This is a genomic window from Acinetobacter sp. NIPH 298 (assembly GCF_000369505.1).
Taxonomy (GTDB): Bacteria; Pseudomonadota; Gammaproteobacteria; order Pseudomonadales; family Moraxellaceae; genus Acinetobacter.
The window spans coordinates 228,326-252,198 of record NZ_KB850053.1; the positions used below are offsets into that span (position 1 = coordinate 228,326).

The window sequence follows — 23,873 nt, forward strand, 5'->3', positions numbered from 1 at the left end:
ATTGGCTCTCACTCAATCCCAAAACCATTACGGATAGCAATGGTCTGTGTTACTACAGTACGTAAATACAATTTATTACGAGCATGGTCTATTAAAGGGCCTTCAACACCCAGAATCTTATATTTATGTTCTGCATCAAAAAATTGATTATTTCCTATCGTATCTGTAGAGCGAACCAACAAACCAAACTGTACAGAAACAATTTGCGGTTTTTCACCAGTTAAAGCACGATAATCCTCAATACTCATATAACTAAAGCAGTCTAAACGAGTATCTGCCTCAATATTTTCAGTCGTTGGAGTCGGAGGCGTACCACTTGTTGTAGAAGCTGTAACACTATTACAGGCTGCATTTGCTCCATCATAAGCAACCCCCAGTCGAACACTTAAGTGGTCAACTCGAGGAATAATGATTTCTCCGTTTCCTGCTAAATTTAAAGTTGTATTGGTTTTTGCTGATGCTTCAGTGTAACGAGCAGCTTTGCAAGCTAAAGCAAGTGGTTGATTCGGATCACTGCGATTCGTGTCTGAACGTAAAAAATAGCGTTCTACCACATAATCACTTACTGTTACCCCAGTCCCCTCACAATCAAACTGGTTCGGTGTATGAACACGATACTGGATTACAAGCTGATCACTACCCAAAGCATTATCATCAGAATCTGTAATATCTAAATTCGTTTCCCCTAGTGCACCACGCGTCAACAAATCCTCACTTATACTAAAGGCTGAATTATCATCAGAAATATTATCTTTAGACAATACGATACCACCATACAAAGTCTGATCATTTATAATAGGCTTGGAAGAATTTAGGTTCGCTAGACGAATGTTATTAATTACAGTACCCAAACCGAATAGCGTTGAATTCTGTAGATTCATCATGCCTTGTTGAGCTGTTGCGCTTCTTTGACTCGTTAAAAAAAGCTGTATAGCGATTGCGCTCACCAATAGCCCCAAAGCCAATGCAATCATTAACTCAATTAAGGTAAATCCCTTTTGTTTAGTTAAACGACGATTCATTTTTAGAATGCCTCCATGACTAAACATTTGGTATCTGTTTGATATGCGCCTGTAGTCGTATCAACACATTGATTAATATTATTCGCAGCAATGACCGTTTGTCCCCATGCAACATAAATACAGTTCAATGAACTCTCGACACAGTCTTCAATTACAATGGTTTGCCCTTGATCAGTTGCTTTTGTAAGAATTTCTGTTGCATCATGCTGCGCCATAGTTACAGGATTACACTTAGGTAAATCTATTTTTATTGTCGATGGAATAGCATCCCGACTAGTGGTCCCTATGCAACTGGTGACATTTGTTGTTTTAGCATTCACTGCAGTTTTATATGTTGCCAAGGCAGTCCTATTCACTCTTATACGCTCAGCTAGATCTCGTGCCGTATTCATCGCAACAGTTTGCTCGGTTGCTTCTTGCGCTGCACCTAAAGCTCTAAGCTGTAATGCGGAGAAACCCAGCACCCCTAAAGCAAGGATAACCAAAGCAACTAAAACTTCGACTAGACCAACGCCACGTTGTTTATTTATAAAAATCATCAACATACCCCTGATTTAATACTATCAACTGTTCCCATCTTAGATACTAAAATCGTGCGATTCTCTCCAAGCACTGCATTACATAAAGTAAAACTCAAAGGCACAATTTCAGGAATTTTAGGTGGATTATTTGTTGGATCAGATTCACAAGGATTTGGAGATGGATCATCACACACAGGATTATCTATTTCTTTAGTTCGTTGCCTAGCTGTCCCCAAATTTGCAAACACAACGTCAATTGCATCGCTTGTCAGTTCTATATCTGCACTAGGTGATACCCAATACAATATTGTGGATGTATTAACTGGACATATAACACTGGTTTCCCCACTATCAGGATCCGTTTCAGTAGGACAAGTCAACTTGATCGTAATATCTTTACGTAACGAAATCGCTTGCCCTCTTGCTTCACCAAAAATGAGTGCCAAATCACGTGCTGTCGTATCAAGCTGTTTTCTCGCCACCATATCCCCAAACGAAGGCACAGCCATCATCGCGACAATCGCCAAAACAGCAATCGTCACCATCAACTCGATTAAGGTGAATCCCCGACCTTTCCCCATTACTTTGTACCAATTTTTTTTAAATTTATTAGCTCTATATTAAATTTTATTTTTACAGAACCAATACAAAGCAGATAAGAACCAAAAAAAAACGGATGGAGTGTAATCCATCCGTTCCTAGTTCACATTTTTCTAATAAAATTAGGCTTGTATCACCTGAATGCGCAGCTCTTTTGGCAGACTAAAGGTAATATTTTCTTCTGTACCTTGTAACTCTTTGGGCGGTGTTGCGCCCCAATCTTGTAAGCGTTGAATCACTTGTTTAATTAAAATTTCAGGCGCTGACGCACCAGCCGTCACACCAATTTTGCTGTCCGCTTTAAACCACGCCTGCTCAAGCTGATCCGCATTATCAACTAAATAAGCAGATTTCCCCATACGTTCAGCCAACTCGCGTAAACGATTTGAATTAGATGAATTCGGAGAGCCAACCACTAAGACTACATCACATTGCTCAGCTAAATCCCGCACCGCGTCCTGACGATTCTGAGTGGCATAACAAATATCATCCTTACGCGGACCTTGAATCTGCGGAAACTTAAGCCGCAAAGCATCAATCACCTTCGCTGTATCGTCGATTGACAACGTAGTTTGCGTGACAAAAGCAACTTTTTCAGGATGTTTCACCATCAATGCGTCAACATCTTGCTCATCTTCAACCAAATAGATCGCGCCACCTTTGGACAGATCGTATTGCCCCATCGTACCTTCAACTTCTGGATGACCTTCATGCCCAATCAGGATCGCTTCTATCCCTTCACGTGCATAGCGAGTGACTTCTATATGAACTTTAGTCACTAATGGGCAAGTTGCATCAAATACTTTTAAGCCACGCTGTTCAGCTTCTATCTGTACGGCCTTAGAAACACCATGCGCACTAAAAATCACGATCGAATCATCAGGCACTTGATCCAGTTCATCGACAAAAACTGCACCGCGCTGACGTAAATCATCGACCACAAATTTATTGTGTACTACTTCATGGCGTACATAAATCGGTGGATTAAAACATTCGAGTGCGCGATTGACGATTGCTATAGCACGGTCAACACCAGCACAAAAACCCCGTGGATTGGCTAACACGATTTCCATAACATCCTCACTCATCATCCGAATATTTATACCAAACTATTTCGTTTAGCAGCACGCTACACTACAATAGCCAAGATATTTTATCATATCAGGAAAGTATCATGTCGGGTCTATTGTTTGTCGTTTCTGCGGCCTCAGGAACAGGCAAAACATCTTTAGTGAAAGCCCTACTCGATCGAGTCAGCAACCTTCATGTTTCAGTCTCGCACACAACTCGCGACCAACGTCCTGGCGAATTAGATGGTGTTCACTATCATTTTACCACTAAAGAAGATTTTTTAGCCCAAGTTGAACAAGGTGGATTTATTGAATACGCAGAAGTCTTTGGCAATTATTATGGGACTTCCCAAGCCACCGTCAAAGCACAACTACAACAAGGTCACGATGTATTATTAGAAATTGACTGGCAAGGCGCAGAGCAAGTTCGTCGACTTTTTCCAGAATCAAAACAAATATTTATACTTCCACCGACCCAGTATGATTTAAGACAACGTCTGTCTAACCGCGGCACAGATTCAGTTGAAGTAATTGAGCATCGCCTCAGTTGTGCAGTCGAGGATATGCGTCATTTTGCTAGTTTTGACTACGTGATTATCAATGATGACTTCAATAAAGCCGTGCACGATCTAGAATCGATTATCAGCGCCAACCGTTTAGTAACATTGCAGCAAAGTAATCGTCATCAACAATTGATCGAGAATTTAATTACGCTCCATCGCGAATAGCTTGAGTCTTACTCAAAAGCCTTTTATACTACTTAGTCATTTCAGATGTATTGTTCAAACGAGACTACTTATGGCACGTGTAACCGTTGAAGATTGTTTAGACCACGTAGATAACCGTTTTGAGTTGGTACTGGTGGCGAGTAAACGTGCACGTCAACTCGCACGTCAAGGAATGGAACCCACTGTAGAATGGGATAATGACAAACCAACCGTCGTTGCTTTACGCGAAATTGCGATGGGTCATGTGACTAAAGACATTTTGAAACAACGCGATCAAGACTACCAAACGTCAAATCTTGATATGGTATTGTCTACAAATTCATTAAACTTAGAAGGTTTTTCTTTCTAAGTCGAATTTACTTTGCATAGAAGCCCATTGTGAAGACACTGGGCTTTTTTGTTTGTTGAAATGTCAGTAGATCCTGTTCTATATTGATAAAAGCAATTTCCTTGATTGGAAAAATTTTCGTTTTTTTCTTCTGAACAAATTGACAAGTTTGGCAATATGCTTTTCATTAGAAGCTAAAGCAAATATCCATAGACGTTATCATTATTGAATTCATGTTATAAAAGGTGTTTTTCTATGCCAGGCGAAGAGGTCAGCCAAGCCAAGCAACAGTTAAAAGTAATTATTGATGCCTATCTCAAAGATAGCGACGTCCTGCGTGTGCTTGCTGCCTGTGATTTTGCCGATTTAGCACATAGCGGTATTACCCGTAAAAGTGGCGAACCCTATGTCTTACACCCTATTGCGGTGAGTTGTATCTTGGCACATATGCGTCTCGATGCAGATACGCTTATGGCTGCACTCTTACATGATGTAATTGAAGACACTGAATTTAGCAAAGATGAAATTGGAGAAAAATTTGGATTGGTCGTCGCCGAACTTGTCGATGGCGTGACCAAACTCAGCCACTCCAGTGATAAAGAATATAACAAAGCCGCATCTTTCCGAAAAATCTTACAAGCCACCTTACAAGATCCTCGTGTCATTATTATTAAACTCGCAGATCGCTATCATAATATGACCACGCTAGGTGCGCTGCGCCCAGACAAACGCGCCCGCATTGCACAAGAAACTTTTGATATCTTTGTGCCGATGGCACGACTCGTTGGTATGAACGAGATGGCTGATAACTTGGAACATCTGTGTTATCAAAATCTTGATCTCGACATGTTCAATGACATACAAACCGCGCTATTAGAGACCAAACCTAAACGTTGTGAATATCAAACTATTTGGGAACAAAAATTATCTGATTTATTAGAAAGCCATAAAATAAAAGGTCGAATTAAAAAGAAAAATAATAATATCGAATTGCTGCGTCACTTTGTAAAAAATGAAATTGATTTAAATGAACTGAGTCATAGCCACGCCTTTGAAATCGTTTTACAAAGCATTGCGGATTGCGACCGTCTGGTCACAGCTTTGAAAGATAATTTTCAAGTTTTACAATATCGAGACCATATTCGCCGCCCTTTACCTGGCGGCAATCAGTCGCTCATGATTAAGCTTAAAGGCGAAAAAACCACACTGTCGCTCACCATTCAAACTGAATTGATGCGTAAAGCCGCACGCTTTGGTGTGGTACTAGGGGAAAATGCACCTCAGGCTTGCCGATCAGCGATTCAAGCTTCTATGCAAAACTTGAACACCTTAATCGACAGTGATTGTGCCAAAACCACATTTAGCGATTTACTTGATTATTTACATCAAGAAAAAATCTGGGTATATACTCCGCATGGACAGTTGCATGAACTGCCGCAAGGCGCAACTGTAGTCGACTTCGCTTATTCGGCCAGCTTGTTTCTAGGTAACCATGCTGTGGGTGCCAAAGTGGATGGTGAAATTCGCCCCTTATCCACCCCACTACATAGCGGTCAAGTGGTTGAGATCATTACCGATGTGCTGGCTACGCCAAATCCAGATTGGCTGAGCTTTATTAACACGCAAAAAGCGCGTCGTGCATTGCAAAACATGCTCAGAGATCAAGATATTGATGAGCAACGTTTAGTCGGTCAACAAGCACTGAATCGAGCCTTAAAATTATTCCATCGCTCAATCAACGATCTTTCTCAAAATGATTGGATCAATGTTTTAGAGTGGCGACATTTAAGCAGTAAAGATACCTTATTTGAACAGATCGCTGTCGGCGACCTACTGCCTCAATTGGTGGCAAATCACCTATTCGCTCAAGATCAATATTCACATGTTCATGAAACATCAGATCGCTTAATTCTCGGTACTGAAGGCGTAGATGTAAAATATGCGCATTGTTGTAACCCAGTATTGGGAGATCCCATCCAAGGACATTTGTCACGTCGCGGTTTAATCGTGCATCGCTCACGCTGTCGTAATTTGCTGCACGAACAAAATCAACACCCTGAAAATATCATGCCTTTATACTGGCAATCAGAAGAAATCGATGATGTTCGCTTTAGCGCTTATTTATGTATTCACATGGCCATGAACGATGAACAAATTTCTGATCTGATCTACCAATGTCGTAAGGCAAAGACCGGGGTCGAAATGGTTCACTCACAAGATCAAAAAACCTACGTCAATATCGTGGTGAATAATCGTAAACAACTTGCGCAAATCATTCGAGACTTGCGTATGCATCTGAATTTCCCACGCATTGAACGTTTGAATATCCCCATCGTCCAACCCGAAGTTGCTAAAGTGGTTTAAAAATCATCTGAAAACGACTCGGCAGTACTCAGTCGTTTCGCAACTGAGCTTTTGTGTTAAAGTCGCGTTGTTTAAGATCGAAAATAAAGACATAGGAGAGCTTAATGTCACGTCAAGTTATTCATACTGAACACGCCCCTGCTGCGATCGGAACATATTCTCAAGCAATTCTCGTTGGCAATACGCTCTATCTTTCAGGTCAAATCGGCTTAGACCCTTATAGTATGGAACTCGTGGATGGCATTGAAGCCCAAATTCGCCGTGTTTTTGACAACCTTAAAGCTGTATGTACTGCTGCTGGCGGTAGTTTGGCTGATATCGCTAAACTCAATATTTTCCTCACTGATCTATCACACTTCCAGTTGGTCAATCAAATTATGGGGGAATACTTTGCTCAGCCGTATCCAGCACGTGCCGCGCTTGGTGTAGCTAGCCTACCCAAAGATGCACTGGTAGAAATGGACGGGATTGTGATTATTTCATAATATGTTAATTCATATTTTTCAATAATATAAATAAAAAACATAGACACCACCGATAACGTGGTGTTTTTTTATTCAAATTCCCAATAAGAATCTATTCGCTATTCGAATGAAATTCATTGACAAACGATAACAATTATCAATAATATCAATTATCGCATTTATATTTGTGAATAGTCTGCCATGTATGTCTGTTTATGTCGTGGAATCACCGATCAAGATATCAAAGATGCCGTTGCTAACGGTACAGAGAGCTATCGTGAAATCCGCGAAGAACTTGGCTTAGGAACTTGCTGTGGGCGTTGTGTTCCTGAAGCACGTGCTATTATCAGTGAAGAACTCGCTGAAATCGCTGCACGCATCTCAGTTGCAGCCTGACTTATTTAGACCTTAAAACAAATTCCATTCGTCTTTACGACTCCACCGCTTCTTGTCGAACCTTAACCACTCTTCATCTAAGCGGTTTTTTTATAAAAATAAATAATAGACGTAAATTACCTTACACTGCTCACCACTCGTTGAGCGCCTAACTCCTCATGATTGTGATTTTCATTTGCCGTTCCATAAATTACTCGCCATAACCCTCTTTGTTGATTAAAATCATATAAATTGCCTTAGTTATTAGGGCATCAACTTGGTGTTTTATGGAGCAAGGCAATGAAAGGCAATCGTGAAGTGATCAATCAGCTGAATCAGGTGCTTTATCATCATTTAACTGCAATTAACCAATATTTTTTACATTCTCGTATGTTTAATGACTGGGGCATCGAGCAGCTCGGATCAGCTGAATACAAAGAATCTATTCGCCAAATGAAACATGCCGATAAAATCATTGAGCGTGTTTTATTTTTAGAAGGCTTACCGAATCTACAACATCTCGGCAAATTGTACATCGGTCAGCATACCGAAGAAGTGTTAAATTGTGATATTCGCAAAGTTAAAGAAAATATCGCGACGATTCAGCAAGCAGTTGAGCTCGCTGAAGTTGAGCAGGATTATGTGACACGTGATTTAGTCCAAGAGATTTTAGAGAAAGAAGAAGAGTATCTAGACTGGCTCGATACTCAACTTGATTTAGTCGAAAAAGTTGGCATCGAAAACTACATTCAAAGCCAAATTTAACAAATTTTAAATCCCTCCCTTGCGAAGCAGTGCTTCTCACCTTTTAAAAGGGAGGGATTTACTTTTTGGACTGACCGATCACTTGCTCTAAAGTCAGTTGCTTTTTATAAAGCCGATTCCAAATCTCAATATATTGCTGTGCTTCAGTCTCTCTACCATTATATGCCAGCAACTGCGCATATTTTTTCAGATTAAACGGGGTTGCTTTATTCTTCACCATTTTTCCGATCATCATTAACTCATGCTCAGACATCACTGTATTGGGTGATAGTTCAATCCAATTGAGACGCCACTCAAACTGAGTTAATAATAGAATTTCTGAACTACCCAAAATACGAGCAGTCGGTGGCTTTTTCGCAAAAGCCAAACGGCTATTATCTTGATAGAGCTTATAGTCCCGCCAAATAAGCAGAAGCACAATAAGACTCAACACCCAGACACAGCGAATAATATTCTTATGTATTTCGATGCCTTTTAAATTCGGTGTTTGCGACTGAATCAGACCCAATAAGAAGCCCAATGGCAATAAGAAATAAGCGTAACGCTGCGGAAACTCAAGCATGGCATGAATCAGAATCGCAACGACCATCAACATCGCAATAATCGAAACAGTCTCTTTGCTTCGTTGATTTAACCAAAACAACCACAGTCCAATATAACCAATGATCAAGAGTCCAAGTGGAATACCATTCCAGACCAGCAAATCCAACAAAATATTATGCGAGCTATTAAACCAAACCTGTACCGTATTGAACTGAAGACTCTCCACCACTGCCACACTGGTTTGATTCCATCCATAGCCCCACCATGGCTGTTCTGCGATCGCATGAAGGATTTGCATCCACATTCCTAAACGCTCATGTCCTCGGCTCGCCCGATCAACAATAGAAGCAGTCTTGGCCACTTCGGTAAGCTGTTCCGCGGCGATCCACTGCGTCAACAGCGGTAAAAGGTAACCTGACATCAATACAAAAGTTGCACACCAAAAAATCAGTTTAGGAAAATTCAGACGCGGGCTATTTCTATGCTGTTTATAGATCCAATAAATAAAAACAAAAATCAGTACTATCCACGACGTTCTAGACTGACTTAAACTAATCGCAAATAAAATTAAGAAACTCGATGGGATCAGCAACCATAAGGCTGCTTTTCGTTTTTCATAGAGATAAAGCCCTCCAAACAATCCCACGATCAAAAAGGTCGCCATATTGTTTGGTTGCCCGAAATTGGCAAAAGGTCTATTGCCTCTCAATTGATTAATAAAGCTGAAATGAGACTCCAATTTCAACCATTGCATGATTGCCATTAAACTGGTGATCACAGCCGTTGCAAGCACCAGATAACTAAACCCTTGCATCAACTGTTCACGCCGGTTTGGTTGCTGTAGCGACAGGTTAAAACCGAGCAGAATCATTAACCAAAATGTAAATAGGTAAAATGAACTCAGTAACGCAACACTCAGATCCCCAATTAAGCCAAAGCTCCATTGCAATATTGGAATCACAACAATAGGTAGCATCCATAACTGTGCTTTAGGTACTTTTATATTTTTATTTAAGGCCAGCGTAAAGAGCGCAATACCCGCAGCAAAACCAGCGAGATCACTAGAAAAAGTCACCCATGGGTATGTATGGAATGGCGATAGCCACGCAAAGCCCAGTAACACACTGGCGAGAAGAAAACAGAGAGCTTGCATAAGGTTAAATAAAAATAAGGCTTCGCGCTAGTATATAACGAAGCCATTTTATTGATCTTAATTTGGTAGGAAAAACTACATTTTTTAATCAAGGAGAATGATCAAGTCTACCCACATCGTTTGATCAATGAACTCAACAGGAGCGCCCTTTTCAGTGAGTTACTTCCATGGTCTCAAATCCACAATCTTGACTACTTCAGCTGTTTCTTTTTTTATTAAAACTGTCATATCGACTGCTGCGGCTTTGAGTGGCACGAAAGCATCGGCTTGTGGGTATTTGGCTAGAATTTTCTGTACAGATTGTGGGTCATTAAATTGTTTAAGTAGTTTCAGATCTTGGGCACGCTGTCGGATTTGATTTTTTACTTCAATCATCGGCACGTAGCGTTCGGGACGCTGTGCAAGTGATACTCCAGAGAACACTTCTGTAAACATTTCATCATTACGTTGTTGTCTATTTTTGGAAAGCTGCATCGCTACAAATTGAGGCTTTAACCAAGAAGGTTGTTGGTATTCCAGTTGAGCCTTCTGAATATTTTCATTAATGATTTCATTATTTCTAACAACTTCAAAACGATCAACACTATAGACCATCCACACTGGACGACCTTGACCAATACTATAGATCCCGTAGAACAGAGCTGAGAGTTGAAGCAGAATAATAATGCTTAAATCCATTTTTAAGGTTTTTTTGCCTTCTTTATAGACCACCCATCCCAATACTGGTCCTACGATGACATCGATCATCAGTAACATAAGAAAGATATCTGTCACCCCAACTGCTTGAGCAAGTGGTGTAGGATACCAAATAAAGAAAACAAGCCCCACAACGGTTAAAGCAATCAGTAATGAGATAGACAAATGGCCTATAAAAAATTTAGTTCTTTTTGACATGTTCATACATCTACATAAATCATCTACAGTTAATTGGTAAATATCTGGAATCAATCCCTGTCCCATCTTGTTTAGACTGACATTTCCAAGCACGTACCTCCTTAGAGGTTGCTGTAGCAAAATCAATCGCAACAGACGGATTATTCATAGTGCCATCGCTATATGGTACTAACTCCAAATTAACTTTTGAACCGAGTTCAGGAAGATTTTGGGCTTGGACAGAAATCAATCCATCTTCATTTGTTGCAATAATAGCAACTTTGCTTGATACACCTGATGCCGTACCACAACTAAACTCATTCCCTGTCGTTGGAGCAGAAATAAAACCTGATTGCGATGCTTCTGTTACAGCCGCTCGACATACAGATGTTGCCATGACTACTTCTGAAACTTTACTACGAATAACATAATCATTATACGCAGGAAGAGCAATCGAGCTTAATATACCTACAATCGCTACCACAATCATAAGTTCAATTAAAGTAAATCCTTTTGTTATCATTTTCACTCTCCGTCAGTGGATTCTAAACAGAGCTAAAGCAAGAACAATACCAAAATAAAATAATAATACTTTCAATAGCTTAAATAAATATCAATAATAAAATAAGAATCATACCGTCAGTCTATGACACTAATTGTCATTTATTAGATTTTTCATACTCCAACCGTTGCTGTATCAAAAGTAAAGTTAACTTCTCTTTATATAAAGTATTAAAAAAATTTAATACTTTATTTGCCTCTTCCGTTTGACCATTCAAATACAAAGTTTGTATATAGCGGTAAAGCATAGGACGTTCAGGAAAGCGATACACTATTTTCCGCATACGATCTAATTCTTGTTCGGATTTATCGGCTAGAAGAGGTTGTCGTACAAACCAAATATAATCTCTTAATTGCGTAAGGAGTATTACATCTGGCTCAATATTCTTTAGATCAATATTCCGTAGTTTTACATTTTCATACCGCATCAACTCATGTTCATGTTCTATTCTTTTATAATCATAAGCAAAAACAGCCATTAAAGATGCACAATAAACAAGGTGTAATACATACCACTTTTTTTGTATCGACAATGATCGAATATCGCGATTTTGCTGTGCATAAAGAAAACCAAGAAAAAATCCCATTGGTAATAAGAAATAAGCATAGGCAAAAGGATACTCAAACATACTGTGTACTAAAATTGCGCCAACTACCGCTAGAATAACAATTGATTCATTATCTTTTGCGCTTAAAGCCATTTTCAACAAAAAAAAGAGAATAAAAAGAGAGATAGCTCCCCCGAATAAAAGACCATTCCAAATCAAAATATCTAAAAATAAGTTATGGCTATAGCCAAAAACAGGATATTGATCATAATCACTTTGATTCAAAATTTGAGCAACATTCAACTGCCCCCATCCATAACCTTGCAAAGGAGCATTTGGTAAGATCATAATGAGCTGATGCCACATTGACCATCGCTCCAACCCTGCTGTTGCTCTATCAGAGAGACTACGAATTGAAGTTATACCCAAAAGTTCTGAGAAATAAGGTAAGCAAAACCATAAAGTAACGAATACACCGACCCATGTTATTAAATACCTCATTCTTAGGCGAGTATGAACTCTAATTTTTATAAGCCACCAAATCAAAATACAAATAGCAAATACCCAAGCAGTCCTTGATTGGGTCAGCACAACACCAAATAAGATAAAAATCGTCGCTAAACTTGCAGATATATTATTAATTTTATGCTTTTCAAAAAGGTATAAAACAGATAAAACACCCATAATTAGCAAGGTTGATAACTGATTTGGCTGCGCCATATTTGCAAAAGGCCGCCCATTTGGAGGCATATCAACGATCCAAATATTACCATCAAATAGTAACCATTGGCGCAATTGAATCCAGACAGAAATCATACTTGCAATTAATATCGTTATAAAAAATCCGGCTATAATGTTATCTTTATTTGATCTTTCCAATTGAGCAATATTAAAACCGACAATAAACACCGTAGCTAGAGCTAAAAGATAGAAAAAAAAAGTAATTGCTTCTCCAAAAAAATAAACAATACCTAAATAGTATTGTATTAGAGGGATAAAGCTTAAAAATATAAAAAAAGTTAAAATATAGGGAACATGTATACTCTTTTGATTCAGCAAACTAGAAGCAAGTAACAAAGCTGCAACAAACATACTGCTATCTTGATAGACTGATAGCCAAGGTTGGTAATGGTTTGGCGATAGCCACGCCAAAAGACAAAAAAAAGCTGAGAAAAAATAAATCATTTTCATTCTGATCAACAATTCTTGATACAAAAAAAGAGGGTTTCCCCTCTTTTTTATAATCTAAATATTAACGGCAAGAAGCTGGTAAATATTTAGCTAAAATTGGAGTTGTCCCTGAACCCGCACATTCCCACGCTCTAACTGTTTGAACTGATGCGCGGTTATAATCAGCAGCACTAGATGGAACAGTTGCATCAGCGTCAGAGTAAGGTGTAAATGATACATTCACACCTGAACCTAGCTGACTAATATTACGTGCAGTCACAGTAATTACTCCATTTTCATCTGTCGCAATAGTTTGAACATATTGAGAAAGAGGAGAATTTTCAGTTCCGCCTTCTCCACAACCAAAGTTATTAGCTGTCGCATCAGCTGAAAAACCAGTTTGTGATGCTTCAGAAACTGCTGTACGACATGTAGATGCTGCTAAGACTACTTCAGATACTTTTGCACGTGCTGTATAGTCTTGATAAGCAGGTAAAGCTACCGCCGCCAAAATACCGATGATCGCAACTACGATCATTAATTCAATTAAGGTAAAACCCTTTTGCATTGTGTTCATAACATTTCTCCAATGTATAAATTTTTTATAAGCTTTATTCAGCTACTTTGTATTCAGCATGTTTCATGCCAGCTCCTAGCTTAGCCAATTTTAACTTAAAAAAACAGAGACTTAAATATTATTAGTAACGATCAGAATTAATGCAAATTAGACACATTATGAAAAAAAATGACAAATAATGTCAGCTTTCCCTCATTATCCGTCTTGAATTTTAAAGTCAATTTTGATGATGCTCTTATTGTTTTAAAATTGAGCGAAATAGGTCACATAAAAAAATTTGTAACTGACACTACCACTCATCTCCAAATAACATCCGTTTATCACTAGGCGATATATCCCTTAATTAAACGACACAATCAAATCTGAGCAAATACCCCAACATTGAATTTCTAAAAGTCTCATTCATCAGCCAAAGGTGAAATATTTGGAACTGTATAAGCTCTATTAATTCAAAATAATCGGCTCATTAGGCAACTCATTGGTTTGTTCAGGAATTGGCTGATCATAATACATCACCAACACCTGACCGATTTCCTGAATACCTGCCAAAACACCTTGTTGATATTGCTGCTGTTTGAGTCTTTCGATGATCAACTGACAAATCTGCTGCCAAGTTTCAGTATCTGTTGCACTCTTTAAGCCCCGATCAATCACAATTTCAACTTTGCGCTCGCATAGATTTAGGTAAAGCAACACGCCACTATTCAACTCGGTATCCCATACGCCCAATTCAGCAAAGAGCTGTTGCGCACGTAAGCGTGTATCCTGATGATAAGCTTGTGAACAAGGGATATGCCCCTCTATCACCACCTGTATCTCACCAACATGTCCATGCTCAGCTTGCTGTACCGTCTGAGCAATCTCTAAACGATCTTGCTTACTAAAATAGCGATGCGTGGCAGAAATATATAGAAAATGCTTAAACCAACGTTTCAAGCTCGGTTGGACTCGTTCAGCCAGTTTGGGCTGAGTAATAATTTGCGTTGTATCTGTCTTAGTTACCATGAGCCTGATGCACCTCCGCCGCCAAAACCACCGCCACCGCCACGATATCCACCACCACCAAAACCGCCACCACCGCCACGTCCACCGCCTGATAAAAAGGCTTGGAAAATCAGTTGCGCCAGTGAGGTGATCAATAAAAAGAACACACCGATACCCAGCAACAAGCTCATCAATACACCAGCCCCACTGACCAAACCTGCCACCGCTGCTGCAACCCCAGCAGTAGATGCACTGAGACGTTTACCCACAATAAATGAACCCACAACACCAGCAATCAAGATAAAGAGTGCCATTGAAAGACTACTGTCTCTGGCTTGTTGCTGATGCAATGCTTGCTCATGACGCTCTTTTAACTCCTGTGCTGCTTGTTGTGCAACTTCAGGATCTAAATTGACGATTCGAGTAATCTCATCCAAACCCGCCGCAATACCTTGTGCATATTGACCTTGTTTAAATGCAGGCGTGATCTGATTACGAATAATTCGACTCAGCACCACATCAGGTAAAACACCTTCCAAACCATAGCCCGTCAGAATTTGAATATTACGATCATTAACCGCAATCGCAATCAGTAAGCCATTATCGCGTTTAGCCGAACCCAATTGCCATTTTTCACCTGTCCTTAAAGCAAAGTCAAAAATCGCTTCCTGTCCTGTAGTCGGCACAATAATCACACCGATTTGTGCCTTACCCTGCTGATAGAGACTGAGAATTTTTTGGTTCAATTGCTGCATTTCAGCAGCACTCAATATATTGGCTTGATCAATGACTGGCTGATTTAAAGTGGGCAAGCCACGTATAGATTCCCCCTCTGCCATATCATCGGCAACCTTGGGCAGAACTGGAGCAGTGTCATTGTTATTGGCAGCTGCGGCCGATTGATTTTTTTGTTGTTCTTGGATGATTTTCCCAGCAATCAGCACATCACCTTGATCTGTTGCTGTTGCTTGCTCCGCCCACACCGCATGTTGAAAACAAAGTGTTGTAAAAAGAAGGATGAAAACAGCGTAAATTCGCTGCGTCCATGCTTGCTTTGACGTTTTCATCATACAGTGACTCCCGACAATGCCTATTTAGTTAAAAGAAACTGTTGGCGCTTGTTCAGCAGATGCTTCCGCCTTAAAGTTTTCTTTGGTTTTCATGCCGATCACTTTCGCTGTCATCACTTGCGGGAATTGACGCGCATAGGCATTGTAATCTTGAACAGTGGTAATATAACGATTACGCGCGACTGCAATACGGTTTTCCGTTCCCTCAAGCTGCGCTTGTAGATCACGGAAATTTTCATTGGCTTTGAGGTCAGGATAGTTTTCTGAAACGGCAATTAAACGAGACAATGCACTGGTAAGTTGACTTTGTGCTTGTTGATATTTTTCAAATAAAGCGGGGTCTTCTAAGACCTCTTTATCTACTTTTAAACCCGCAACATTAGAACGTGCTTGGGTCACTTCAACTAAAACTTGTTCTTCATGTTTAGCGTAACCTTTTACCACATTAACTAAATTCGGTACGAGGTCAGCACGACGTTGATACTGGTTTTGTACTTCTGACCATGATGCAATCACAGCTTCATCTTTGACTTGTAAGGTGTTATAGCCACAACCTGTAAATAATAAACTGCTTGCCAATACGGTTGCGAGAGCGGTTTGTTTCATAGCTTTCATAAAGTTTATCCTCAAGTTTTTCTTTATATTTTTGCGATAATTCATTGTAGTGTGATTTTTTGTGCGCTGTGTAAAGTTTATTAACGTTGTTTTATTTCTCTTTAAATAGACGTCTTTCATCAATTCTCTTGCGGAACTTCAATCGTTCCTCATTCTCCCTCTGATAGAAATACAAAGAGAGTATTAATAATGATAAAAGAGATCTAATAAAAACGGCATTACATCAAGGTCTGAATGTAATGCCGTGCAAAGCGAATAATGCCTAGCTATATGATGATAAGAAGTCCCCCTTATCAAAGGAGGATTTAATAGGTTTTGAACGGTGTTAAATTAAAATTGACACACTAACTATAAATTTTCGAAGCAGTCTCTTCCTGAAAACTAATCATGCCATATTCATCTGCCATACGCGCTTTCCAGTAATTGACCAACTTAGTATAGTCATGCTTCGCTGGATGAAAATCAGCTTGATAATATGATAAATATTCAGGAATCAATTGAATCAGCATTTTGCTCAGTAAATATAGTCCAAATAAATTTCCACCGACTTTAGGCAGACTTTTCCACTTATCTTGCCAGATCAAACGTGTTGTTCCGTAAAAAACCAAACTCGCAAAACCAGTGGTGACGCTACGCATCAACAAACGTCGAATTCGATCGTCGCCATACACCTCTTCATAAACATCAAATGCCACTGAACGATGCTCGATTTCCTCAATTGCATGCCACACCCACAACTTCATCGCATCCTCATCCAAGGTACTTAATAGCTCAGGATGCTTGAGAATATAACCTCCTAACATTGCAGTGAAATGCTCGAAAGCACAGGTCAAAGCAAGTTGAAGTTTTGGATGCGCTTTTCTTAATGATTCATCCTGTTTGGCGATCCAAGCTTGAAAACGATCAAGATTATAATCATCACGCCGCCATGCATCATTAAACTCACTATGGGCTTTGGAGTGCATGGCTTCTTGACCAATAAACGCAGCAATCTGTGCTTGTAATTTTGGATCTTGAACTTTGTCTCGAACATTGCGCACACTGTTGACAAAAAACTGCTCACCTATCGGAAAGGTTGAGGAAAGTGCAGTCAAGAGATGCGACATCACAGGTGAATTTGCAAAAAAATGTCGCTTAATTTTTTTAGGATTAAACTGCAAACGCCGCACGGTAATCCCTAATGCTTTGGGACGATTTAGATAATTTTTTTCTGTGTTGATATTTGCAAGAGCCATATTGATTGCCTGCATCATTTTTCATACTGACCTTGAGTATTACCTCGAAAAAACCACAATGACAGGGCAAAAAAGATGATCGAACTGGCAAAAACCGCCAAAAAGATAAAGTGTAAAAATAAAGCCTGCATATCGCAGGCTTTATAAAAGTATTATTTAAACAGAGTTAAATTAAACCCCAAGGTAATCCAAGATACCTTCTGCCGCTTCACGTCCTTCCCAAATTGCAGTCACAACAAGATCAGAACCACGCACCATATCACCACCCGCGAAAATCTTCGGGTTAGAAGTTTGGAATTTGAATTCTTGCTGTTCAGCCGCAACTACACGACCTGAACCATCTAGATTTACCTTTGCGCCACCAAACCAATCAGCTGGACTTGGACGGAAACCAAAAGCAAGTAGTACCGCATCCGCTGGCAATACTTCTACAGAACCCGGAATTGGTTCAGGGCTACGACGACCACGGCTATCAGGCTCACCCAATTGAGTCGTTACGAATTTAACGCCAGTCACTTGACCATTTTCGCCCACGATTTCAATCGGCTGACGATTGAATAGGAATTTCACGCCTTCTTCATAGGCATTTTTCACTTCACGTGCAGAACCTGGCATGTTGCTTTCATCACGACGATAAGCACAGGTCACGTCATGTGCACCTTGACGTAGCGAGGTACGGTTACAATCCATCGCGGTATCACCACCACCAAGCACGATTACTTTTTTACCGTCTAGGTTGATGTATTCGCTTGGATCTTTTTCCCAACCTTGGCAACGATTCACGTTGGCAATCAAGAAATCTAATGCATCATAAACACCATCGAGATCTTCACCCGGAAAACCACCTTTCATATAGGTATAGGTGCCCATTCCCATGAATACAGCATCATATTCAGCTAATAACTGTTCAATGGTAACGTCAGTACCAATCTCAGTATTTAAACGGAATTCGATGCCCATCCCCGTGAAGATTTCACGGCGACGCTTCATCACATCTTTTTCCATTTTAAATTCAGGAATACCAAATGTGAGCAAACCACCTATTTCTGGGCGTTTATCAAATACCACAGGTTTAACACCACCGCGTGCAAGAATATCTGCACAACCTAAACCTGCTGGACCAGCACCAATAATCGCGACTTTTTTACCCGTCGGCTTTACCCCAGACATATCTGGGCGCCAGCCTAAAGCAAATGCTGTATCGTTGATGTACTTTTCAGCATTCCCAATGGTTACTGCACCAAAGCCATCATTTAGGGTACATGCACCTTCACACAAACGGTCTTGTGGACATACACGACCACAAACTTCTGGCAAGGTATTGGTTTGATGGCAAAGTTCAGCCGCTTGGAAAATTTGACCTTCCGCAATTAGCTTCAACCAGTTTGGAATGTAGTTATGTACTGGACATTTCCATTCACAATAGGGATTACCACAACCTAAACAACGATGTGATTGATTCGCAGCCACATCCGCAGTAAAAGGTTTATAAATTTCCACAAACTCTGCTTTGCGGACAGTAATATCTTTTTTCTCTGGATCTTGGCGTGCTACATCCAGAAATTGAAAGTCATTATTGAGGCGTTCTGCCATGTCTCTCTCCGTGGGTAGGCGCAGCGATGTCATTCACCGCTTGCACCTGCCTATGTCTTTGCAGTCGTAGAATTATTGTGGATCGGCTTGAGTCTTTTTCAAAAGCGTTTGCAAATTAGCAGCTTTTGGTTTTACTAGCCAGAATTTACGACTATAGAAGTCGAACTCATTACGGATCTTGTAGGCCCAAGCACTACCTGTCTCTTGGATATGCTCATCAAGAATACGCAATAAATATTCTTTATGATCTTCCATCGCCTCAGTCGAAATACGATTTAGGTCGATGAGTTCATGGTTGTAGTAGTCAACAAAGTCATTATCAAGGTCGAGTACATAAGCAAAACCACCCGTCATACCTGCACCGAAGTTATGACCCACTTTACCCAATACAGTCACGACACCGCCAGTCATGTATTCACAGCAATGGTCGCCCGCACCTTCAATCACCGCAAAAGCGCCTGAGTTACGCACTGCGAAACGCTCGCCCGCAGTACCTGCAGCAAAGACTTTACCGCCAGTCGCACCATATAAACAGGTGTTACCAATAATCGCTGTGTTTTGTGTTTGGAACGGTGAACCTTTTGGTGGGAAGATCGATACACAACCACCCGCCATACCTTTACCGACATAGTCGTTGGCATCACCTTCCAGTTTGATATGCAAACCACCCGCATTCCAGACACCCAATGACTGACCTGCCGTACCGACAAGATTCATCACCACTGGGCTACTTTCCATGCTCAAGTTGCCGTAACGACGGGCAATTTCACCTGAAATACGTGCACCAATCGAGCGATCACAGTTACCGACTCTGAAGTTAAATGAACCACCAGTGCCCGCCTCAATCGCTGGCAACATCTCTGCCACCATTTGCTCAGCCAATAGACCTTTATCAAACGGTGCATTACCTTGAACTTGGCAATATTGTGCCTTGCCTTCAGCCGATGGATGTGAGGTTAATAGTGCACTCAAATCCAAATGCGCATGCTTTTCAGTGTCACCCGAAATAACTTCAAGCAAATCAACACGCCCAATCAAATCTTTCAGTGACGAAACACCTAACGCAGCCAATAATTCACGTGTTTCTTCAGCAATAAACCTGAAGAAGTTAATCAGCATTTGTGGCTCGCCAATGTAATGCTCTTCACGCAAATGATCTTGCTGAGTAGCAACACCGGTCGCACAGTTATTTAAATGGCAAATACGTAGGTATTTACAACCAAGCGCGATCATTGGGGTAGAACCAAAACCAAAGCTTTCCGCACCTAAAATCGCAGCTTTAATCACATCAAGACCTGTTTTCAAACCACCATCGGTTTGCACACGGACTTTACCACGCAGATCATTCACGCGAAGAGCCTGATGCGCTTCACTTAAACCCAATTCCCATGGCGAACCCGCATGATGAATAGATGAAAGTGGCGATGCTGCTGTACCACCGTCATAACCTGAAATGGTAATAAAGTCTGCGTATGCTTTTGCCACACCCGCTGCAATCGTACCGACACCCGGCTCAGAAACCAGTTTGACAGACACCATTGCTTGTGGATTGACTTGTTTCAAGTCAAAGATCAATTGTGATAAATCTTCAATTGAATAAATATCGTGATGCGGTGGTGGTGAAATCAAAGTCACCCCCGGAACTGAGTAACGTAAACGCGCAATTAAGCCATTCACTTTACCACCCGGTAACTGACCACCTTCACCCGGTTTTGCACCTTGTGCCACTTTGATCTGTAACACTTCAGCAGAGGTTAAATAGGCTGGTGTTACACCAAAACGACCTGATGCAATTTGTTTGATTTTTGAGTTACGAATCGTACCATAACGCGCTGGATCTTCACCGCCCTCGCCCGAGTTTGAACGACCACCAATGGTATTCATTGCAATCGCAATCGCTTCATGTGCTTCTGGTGATAATGCACCTAAAGACATACCCGCCGAGTCAAAGCGTGGCAGAATTTCCTCAATGCTTTCAACTTGATCTAAAGCAATTGGATTGGTGGTTTTTAATTTAAATAAATCACGAATCGTTGCAATTGGACGATTATTAACCAACTCTGCATATTCTTTAAAGTCTTGGTACTGACCTGAACGAACTGCTTTGTGTAAGGTGTTAATTACATCTGGGTTAAAGGCATGGTATTCCTTACCAAATACAAATTTCAGCAAACCACCTTGATCAATTGGCTTACGATGCTGCCAAGCAGTGATCGCCAATTTTTTCTGGTCTTTCTCTAAATCTGTAAACGTTGCACCCTGAATACGGCTTGGTACGCCAAGGAAACATTGATCCACCACTTCTGAGGATAAACCAACAGCTTCAAACAATTGACCACCACGATAAGAAGCAACGGTCGAAATTCCCATTTTAGAAAGAACTTTAAGTAAACCTTTCTCGATCCCCTTACGGAAATTTGCTTGTGCGTAGATTGGATCACCCAACAACTCACCTTTGGCGATCAAATCATTGATCACGTCATAAGCTAAATATGGATAAATCGCGGTTGCGCCAAAACCAAGCAGCACTGCAAATTGATGTGGATCACGTGCATAACCTGTTTCAACCAAAATATTCGCGTCAGTACGCAAACCAGTCTTGATTAAATGATGGTGTACTGCACCTGTTGCCAATGCTGAGTTTGCAGGCAAGAAGCCTTCACGGAAGTTTTTATCCGTTAATACAATCAGCGTTTTACCATTACGAACCGCTTGTGCAGCTTCTTCACAAATACGCGTAATCGCTGCTTGCAAACCTTCAGTTTCAGCATAGTTCAGATCAATATCTACAACTGCATAGCCGTCACGTTCTTTTTCAACATCACGTAGCAACTGCATCTTGGCATTTGACAATACAGGACTGGCGATGATGATACGGTCAGCATGCTCAGGTCCTTGTTCAAACACATTTTGTTCACGGCCAAGGCAAGTTTCCAATGACATCACAATTGATTCACGTAATGGATCGATTGGTGGATTGGTCACTTGCGCAAACTGTTGACGGAAGTAATCAGAGACGTGACGTACTTGACGTGACAATACCGCCATTGGGGTATCATCCCCCATAGAGCCGACAGCTTCTTGACCACTTTCTGCGATTGGGCGTATTAGTTGATCGCGCTCTTCAAATGTCACCATAAACATTTTTTGCGCTGCTTTTAATGCATCACCTGTTAAGCCTTGATCAATAAGTTGCTCTTCAAGCTCTGGATTTGCTTTCAAGCGAATAGAATGATCACGCAACCACTCACGGTATGGACGCATGTTTTTCAGGTGGTTGCTGACATCTTTAGTGTCAAGGACTTTACCTGTCAAGGTATCGACAACGAGGATTTGACCTGGACCCACACGACCTTTCGATACAACATCTTCAGGTTGGTAATCCCATACCCCAATTTCAGAAGCCAAGGTGATGTAATCATTTTTAGTGATCACCCAACGCGCTGGGCGTAAGCCATTACGATCCAGCATACAGATCGCATGGCGACCATCTTGAACCACTAAACCTGCTGGGCCATCCCACGCTTCCATATGTTTCGAGTTAAACTCATAGAAAGCACGTAAATCAGCATCTAAAGTTTCAACGTTTTGCCATGCTGGTGGTACAAGCATACGCAGTGCACGGAATAAATCCATGCCACCACCCACCAAGATTTCTAGCATATTGTCTAGGCTTGAAGAATCCGAACCTGTACGGTTCACAATCGGATTCAATTCAGTTAAACCTGGCAATAATGGATTTTCAAATTTTGGAGTACGTGCCAATGCCCAGTTACGATTCGCAGTAATCGTGTTGATCTCACCATTATGCGCAAGATAACGGAACGGTTGAGCCAATGGCCAACGCGGTAAAGTATTGGTCGAGAAACGCTGATGGAACACCACAATGTGTGAAGTCAAACGCTCATCAGCCAAGTCAGTATAGAAATCAGCAATCGCTGCTGGCATCATCAGACCTTTATAAGTAATCACTGTTGTCGCCAATGTGGTGACATAAAATAATGGATCATTATGTAATTGTTGTTCTGCACGACGACGTGCTAAAAAAAGCTTACGGTTAAATTCAACTTCAGTTACACCCATTGGACAGTTCACGAGAATCTGTTCAAAAACAGGTAAAGACTGCAATGCAATTTCACCTAAAGCATCGTTATTGGTTGGGACAACACGCCATGTTGCAACCTTTAAACCTTCAGCTTCAATTTCTTTATTGAGAATATTCTTTGCATTCTGAGCAAGCGCAGGATCAATATTTAAAAATACGGTACCCGCAGCAAAAACCTCTGTTAGGTTTACTCCGAGTTTCAGCGCTTCATCACGGAAAAATTGTTTCGGCATAGCCAATAACAATCCGCACCCATCTCCTGTCTTACCATCAGCGGCAATACCACCACGGTGCGTCATGCAACTTAAACTGTGAATCGCGGTTTCAACTAAATGATGGCTTGATTCCCCTTTCATATGGGCGATCAAACCGAAGCCACAGTTATCCTTAAACTCATCAGGTTGATATAAACCTTGAGCGGGAGCTACAGTATTAGGCGATGGCATGTGCATAGCGTACCCTTCTTTAAACATGGCTCTTTCGAGCAACAAACAATCAATTCATTTTCTGCGATATTGCCGATTAACTCACATAAAGTTCAATGCTTCGCGAAAACATTTTTACTGGCGGATTTGCAATATACGCCTTTCTTTTCCAAGAATCAGCGCA

21 protein-coding genes are annotated in these 23,873 nt (G+C 40.7%); 6 read left to right on the forward strand and 15 right to left on the reverse strand.

Annotated features, from left to right (window positions below; translation table 11 throughout):
* Nucleotides 1-8: 8 nt before the first annotated feature.
* From F903_RS01020 to ispH, 4 genes are all read right to left on the reverse strand, one after another.
* Nucleotides 9-1,022 (reverse strand): prepilin-type N-terminal cleavage/methylation domain-containing protein, encoded by a 1,014-nt coding sequence (locus tag F903_RS01020; RefSeq protein WP_005193836.1) that lies wholly within the window; start codon nucleotides 1,020-1,022, stop codon nucleotides 9-11.
* Between the two features lie 2 nt (nucleotides 1,023-1,024).
* Complete coding sequence (pilV, locus tag F903_RS01025) at nucleotides 1,025-1,561, reverse strand: type IV pilus modification protein PilV (RefSeq protein WP_005193838.1); 537 nt, start codon at nucleotides 1,559-1,561, stop codon at nucleotides 1,025-1,027.
* Nucleotides 1,561-2,124, reverse strand: coding sequence for a pilus assembly FimT family protein (locus F903_RS01030; RefSeq protein WP_005193840.1), 564 nt, complete (start codon nucleotides 2,122-2,124; stop codon nucleotides 1,561-1,563). Before F903_RS01030 ends, pilV begins: the two co-directional genes overlap by 1 nt.
* 141 nt (nucleotides 2,125-2,265) lie before the next feature.
* A complete protein-coding gene (gene ispH / locus F903_RS01035; protein ID WP_005193841.1) occupies nucleotides 2,266-3,216 on the reverse strand; it encodes a 4-hydroxy-3-methylbut-2-enyl diphosphate reductase in 951 nt (316 codons plus the stop codon).
* Nucleotides 3,217-3,317: 101 nt separating this feature from the next.
* Between ispH and gmk the strand changes: the two genes are divergently transcribed.
* The 6 genes from gmk to bfr all read left to right on the forward strand — a co-directional run bounded on the left by gmk (nucleotide 3,318) and on the right by bfr (nucleotide 8,237).
* Nucleotides 3,318-3,941 (forward strand): guanylate kinase, encoded by a 624-nt coding sequence (gene gmk / locus F903_RS01040; protein WP_005193842.1) that lies wholly within the window; start codon nucleotides 3,318-3,320, stop codon nucleotides 3,939-3,941.
* A gap of 70 nt (nucleotides 3,942-4,011) precedes the next feature.
* Nucleotides 4,012-4,290, forward strand: coding sequence for a DNA-directed RNA polymerase subunit omega (gene rpoZ, locus F903_RS01045; RefSeq protein WP_004673169.1), 279 nt, complete (start codon nucleotides 4,012-4,014; stop codon nucleotides 4,288-4,290).
* Between the two features lie 234 nt (nucleotides 4,291-4,524).
* The gene (locus tag F903_RS01050) at nucleotides 4,525-6,633 is read left to right on the forward strand and encodes a RelA/SpoT family protein (protein WP_005193844.1); all 2,109 of its coding nucleotides are present in this window, start codon (nucleotides 4,525-4,527) and stop codon (nucleotides 6,631-6,633) included.
* 104 nt (nucleotides 6,634-6,737) lie between these two features.
* A complete protein-coding gene (locus F903_RS01055; protein ID WP_004673174.1) occupies nucleotides 6,738-7,118 on the forward strand; it encodes a RidA family protein in 381 nt (126 codons plus the stop codon).
* 180 nt (nucleotides 7,119-7,298) lie between these two features.
* The gene (locus tag F903_RS01060; protein WP_005193845.1) at nucleotides 7,299-7,493 is read left to right on the forward strand and encodes a bacterioferritin-associated ferredoxin; all 195 of its coding nucleotides are present in this window, start codon (nucleotides 7,299-7,301) and stop codon (nucleotides 7,491-7,493) included.
* 279 nt (nucleotides 7,494-7,772) lie between these two features.
* Nucleotides 7,773-8,237 carry a heteropolymeric bacterioferritin subunit Bfr gene (gene bfr, locus F903_RS01065; RefSeq protein ID WP_004673178.1) on the forward strand — a complete coding sequence of 155 codons (465 nt, stop codon included), beginning with the start codon at nucleotides 7,773-7,775 and terminating at the stop codon, nucleotides 8,235-8,237.
* Nucleotides 8,238-8,295: 58 nt separating this feature from the next.
* Here bfr and F903_RS01070 read toward each other — a convergent pair whose 3' ends face one another.
* The 11 genes from F903_RS01070 to gltB form a co-directional block, all read right to left on the reverse strand.
* Complete coding sequence (locus F903_RS01070; RefSeq protein ID WP_005193847.1) at nucleotides 8,296-9,933, reverse strand: O-antigen ligase family protein; 1,638 nt, start codon at nucleotides 9,931-9,933, stop codon at nucleotides 8,296-8,298.
* A 159-nt stretch (nucleotides 9,934-10,092) separates the two neighbouring features.
* Entirely contained in the window at nucleotides 10,093-10,827 is a 735-nt protein-coding gene (tfpZ, locus tag F903_RS01075; protein ID WP_034594641.1) for a TfpX/TfpZ family type IV pilin accessory protein, read from the reverse strand.
* A gap of 19 nt (nucleotides 10,828-10,846) precedes the next feature.
* The gene (locus tag F903_RS01080; RefSeq protein WP_005193850.1) at nucleotides 10,847-11,329 is read right to left on the reverse strand and encodes a pilin; all 483 of its coding nucleotides are present in this window, start codon (nucleotides 11,327-11,329) and stop codon (nucleotides 10,847-10,849) included.
* A 136-nt stretch (nucleotides 11,330-11,465) separates the two neighbouring features.
* The gene (locus tag F903_RS01085) at nucleotides 11,466-13,007 is read right to left on the reverse strand and encodes a PglL family O-oligosaccharyltransferase (protein WP_171065182.1); all 1,542 of its coding nucleotides are present in this window, start codon (nucleotides 13,005-13,007) and stop codon (nucleotides 11,466-11,468) included.
* Between the two features lie 160 nt (nucleotides 13,008-13,167).
* Nucleotides 13,168-13,653 carry a pilin gene (locus tag F903_RS01090; RefSeq protein ID WP_416202008.1) on the reverse strand — a complete coding sequence of 162 codons (486 nt, stop codon included), beginning with the start codon at nucleotides 13,651-13,653 and terminating at the stop codon, nucleotides 13,168-13,170.
* Nucleotides 13,654-14,106: 453 nt separating this feature from the next.
* Nucleotides 14,107-14,667 (reverse strand): TPM domain-containing protein, encoded by a 561-nt coding sequence (locus F903_RS01095; RefSeq protein ID WP_005193854.1) that lies wholly within the window; start codon nucleotides 14,665-14,667, stop codon nucleotides 14,107-14,109.
* Nucleotides 14,661-15,716, reverse strand: a complete 1,056-nt coding sequence (locus tag F903_RS01100) for a TPM domain-containing protein (protein WP_005193855.1) — start codon at nucleotides 15,714-15,716, stop codon at nucleotides 14,661-14,663. The genes F903_RS01095 and F903_RS01100 overlap by 7 nt, the downstream gene beginning before the upstream one ends.
* A gap of 24 nt (nucleotides 15,717-15,740) precedes the next feature.
* Nucleotides 15,741-16,331 carry a LemA family protein gene (locus F903_RS01105; protein WP_005193857.1) on the reverse strand — a complete coding sequence of 197 codons (591 nt, stop codon included), beginning with the start codon at nucleotides 16,329-16,331 and terminating at the stop codon, nucleotides 15,741-15,743.
* Nucleotides 16,332-16,675: 344 nt separating this feature from the next.
* On the reverse strand, nucleotides 16,676-17,566 hold the full coding sequence (locus F903_RS01110; RefSeq protein WP_005193858.1) for a metal-dependent hydrolase: 891 nt from the start codon (nucleotides 17,564-17,566) through the stop codon (nucleotides 16,676-16,678).
* A gap of 171 nt (nucleotides 17,567-17,737) precedes the next feature.
* Nucleotides 17,738-19,159 carry an FAD-dependent oxidoreductase gene (locus tag F903_RS01115; RefSeq protein WP_005193859.1) on the reverse strand — a complete coding sequence of 474 codons (1,422 nt, stop codon included), beginning with the start codon at nucleotides 19,157-19,159 and terminating at the stop codon, nucleotides 17,738-17,740.
* Nucleotides 19,160-19,231: 72 nt separating this feature from the next.
* A complete protein-coding gene (gltB, locus tag F903_RS01120) occupies nucleotides 19,232-23,710 on the reverse strand; it encodes a glutamate synthase large subunit (protein ID WP_171065183.1) in 4,479 nt (1,492 codons plus the stop codon).
* Nucleotides 23,711-23,873 lie beyond the last annotated feature (163 nt).

Bases quoted from the DNA above. Each gene is read 5' to 3' on its own strand.
- ispH (WP_005193841.1), bottom strand. From the start codon at position 3,216: ATGGAAATCGTGTTAGCCAATCCACGGGGTTTTTGTGCTGGTGTTGAC.
- F903_RS01085 (WP_171065182.1), bottom strand. From the start codon at position 13,007: ATGTTTGTTGCAGCTTTGTTACTTGCTTCTAGTTTGCTGAATCAAAAG.
- gltB (WP_171065183.1), bottom strand. From the start codon at position 23,710: ATGCCATCGCCTAATACTGTAGCTCCCGCTCAAGGTTTATATCAACCT.
- F903_RS01095 (WP_005193854.1), bottom strand. From the start codon at position 14,667: ATGGTAACTAAGACAGATACAACGCAAATTATTACTCAGCCCAAACTG.
- tfpZ (WP_034594641.1), bottom strand. From the start codon at position 10,827: ATGTCAAAAAGAACTAAATTTTTTATAGGCCATTTGTCTATCTCATTA.
- F903_RS01020 (WP_005193836.1), bottom strand. From the start codon at position 1,022: ATGAATCGTCGTTTAACTAAACAAAAGGGATTTACCTTAATTGAGTTA.
- F903_RS01050 (WP_005193844.1), top strand. From the start codon at position 4,525: ATGCCAGGCGAAGAGGTCAGCCAAGCCAAGCAACAGTTAAAAGTAATT.
- F903_RS01090 (WP_416202008.1), bottom strand. From the start codon at position 13,653: ATGCAAAAGGGTTTTACCTTAATTGAATTAATGATCGTAGTTGCGATC.
- F903_RS01080 (WP_005193850.1), bottom strand. From the start codon at position 11,329: ATGATAACAAAAGGATTTACTTTAATTGAACTTATGATTGTGGTAGCG.
- F903_RS01110 (WP_005193858.1), bottom strand. From the start codon at position 17,566: ATGGCTCTTGCAAATATCAACACAGAAAAAAATTATCTAAATCGTCCC.
- F903_RS01060 (WP_005193845.1), top strand. From the start codon at position 7,299: ATGTATGTCTGTTTATGTCGTGGAATCACCGATCAAGATATCAAAGAT.
- rpoZ (WP_004673169.1), top strand. From the start codon at position 4,012: ATGGCACGTGTAACCGTTGAAGATTGTTTAGACCACGTAGATAACCGT.
- gmk (WP_005193842.1), top strand. From the start codon at position 3,318: ATGTCGGGTCTATTGTTTGTCGTTTCTGCGGCCTCAGGAACAGGCAAA.
- pilV (WP_005193838.1), bottom strand. From the start codon at position 1,561: ATGATTTTTATAAATAAACAACGTGGCGTTGGTCTAGTCGAAGTTTTA.
- F903_RS01100 (WP_005193855.1), bottom strand. From the start codon at position 15,716: ATGATGAAAACGTCAAAGCAAGCATGGACGCAGCGAATTTACGCTGTT.
- F903_RS01105 (WP_005193857.1), bottom strand. From the start codon at position 16,331: ATGAAAGCTATGAAACAAACCGCTCTCGCAACCGTATTGGCAAGCAGT.
- bfr (WP_004673178.1), top strand. From the start codon at position 7,773: ATGAAAGGCAATCGTGAAGTGATCAATCAGCTGAATCAGGTGCTTTAT.
- F903_RS01115 (WP_005193859.1), bottom strand. From the start codon at position 19,159: ATGGCAGAACGCCTCAATAATGACTTTCAATTTCTGGATGTAGCACGC.
- F903_RS01070 (WP_005193847.1), bottom strand. From the start codon at position 9,933: ATGCAAGCTCTCTGTTTTCTTCTCGCCAGTGTGTTACTGGGCTTTGCG.
- F903_RS01055 (WP_004673174.1), top strand. From the start codon at position 6,738: ATGTCACGTCAAGTTATTCATACTGAACACGCCCCTGCTGCGATCGGA.
- F903_RS01030 (WP_005193840.1), bottom strand. From the start codon at position 2,124: ATGGGGAAAGGTCGGGGATTCACCTTAATCGAGTTGATGGTGACGATT.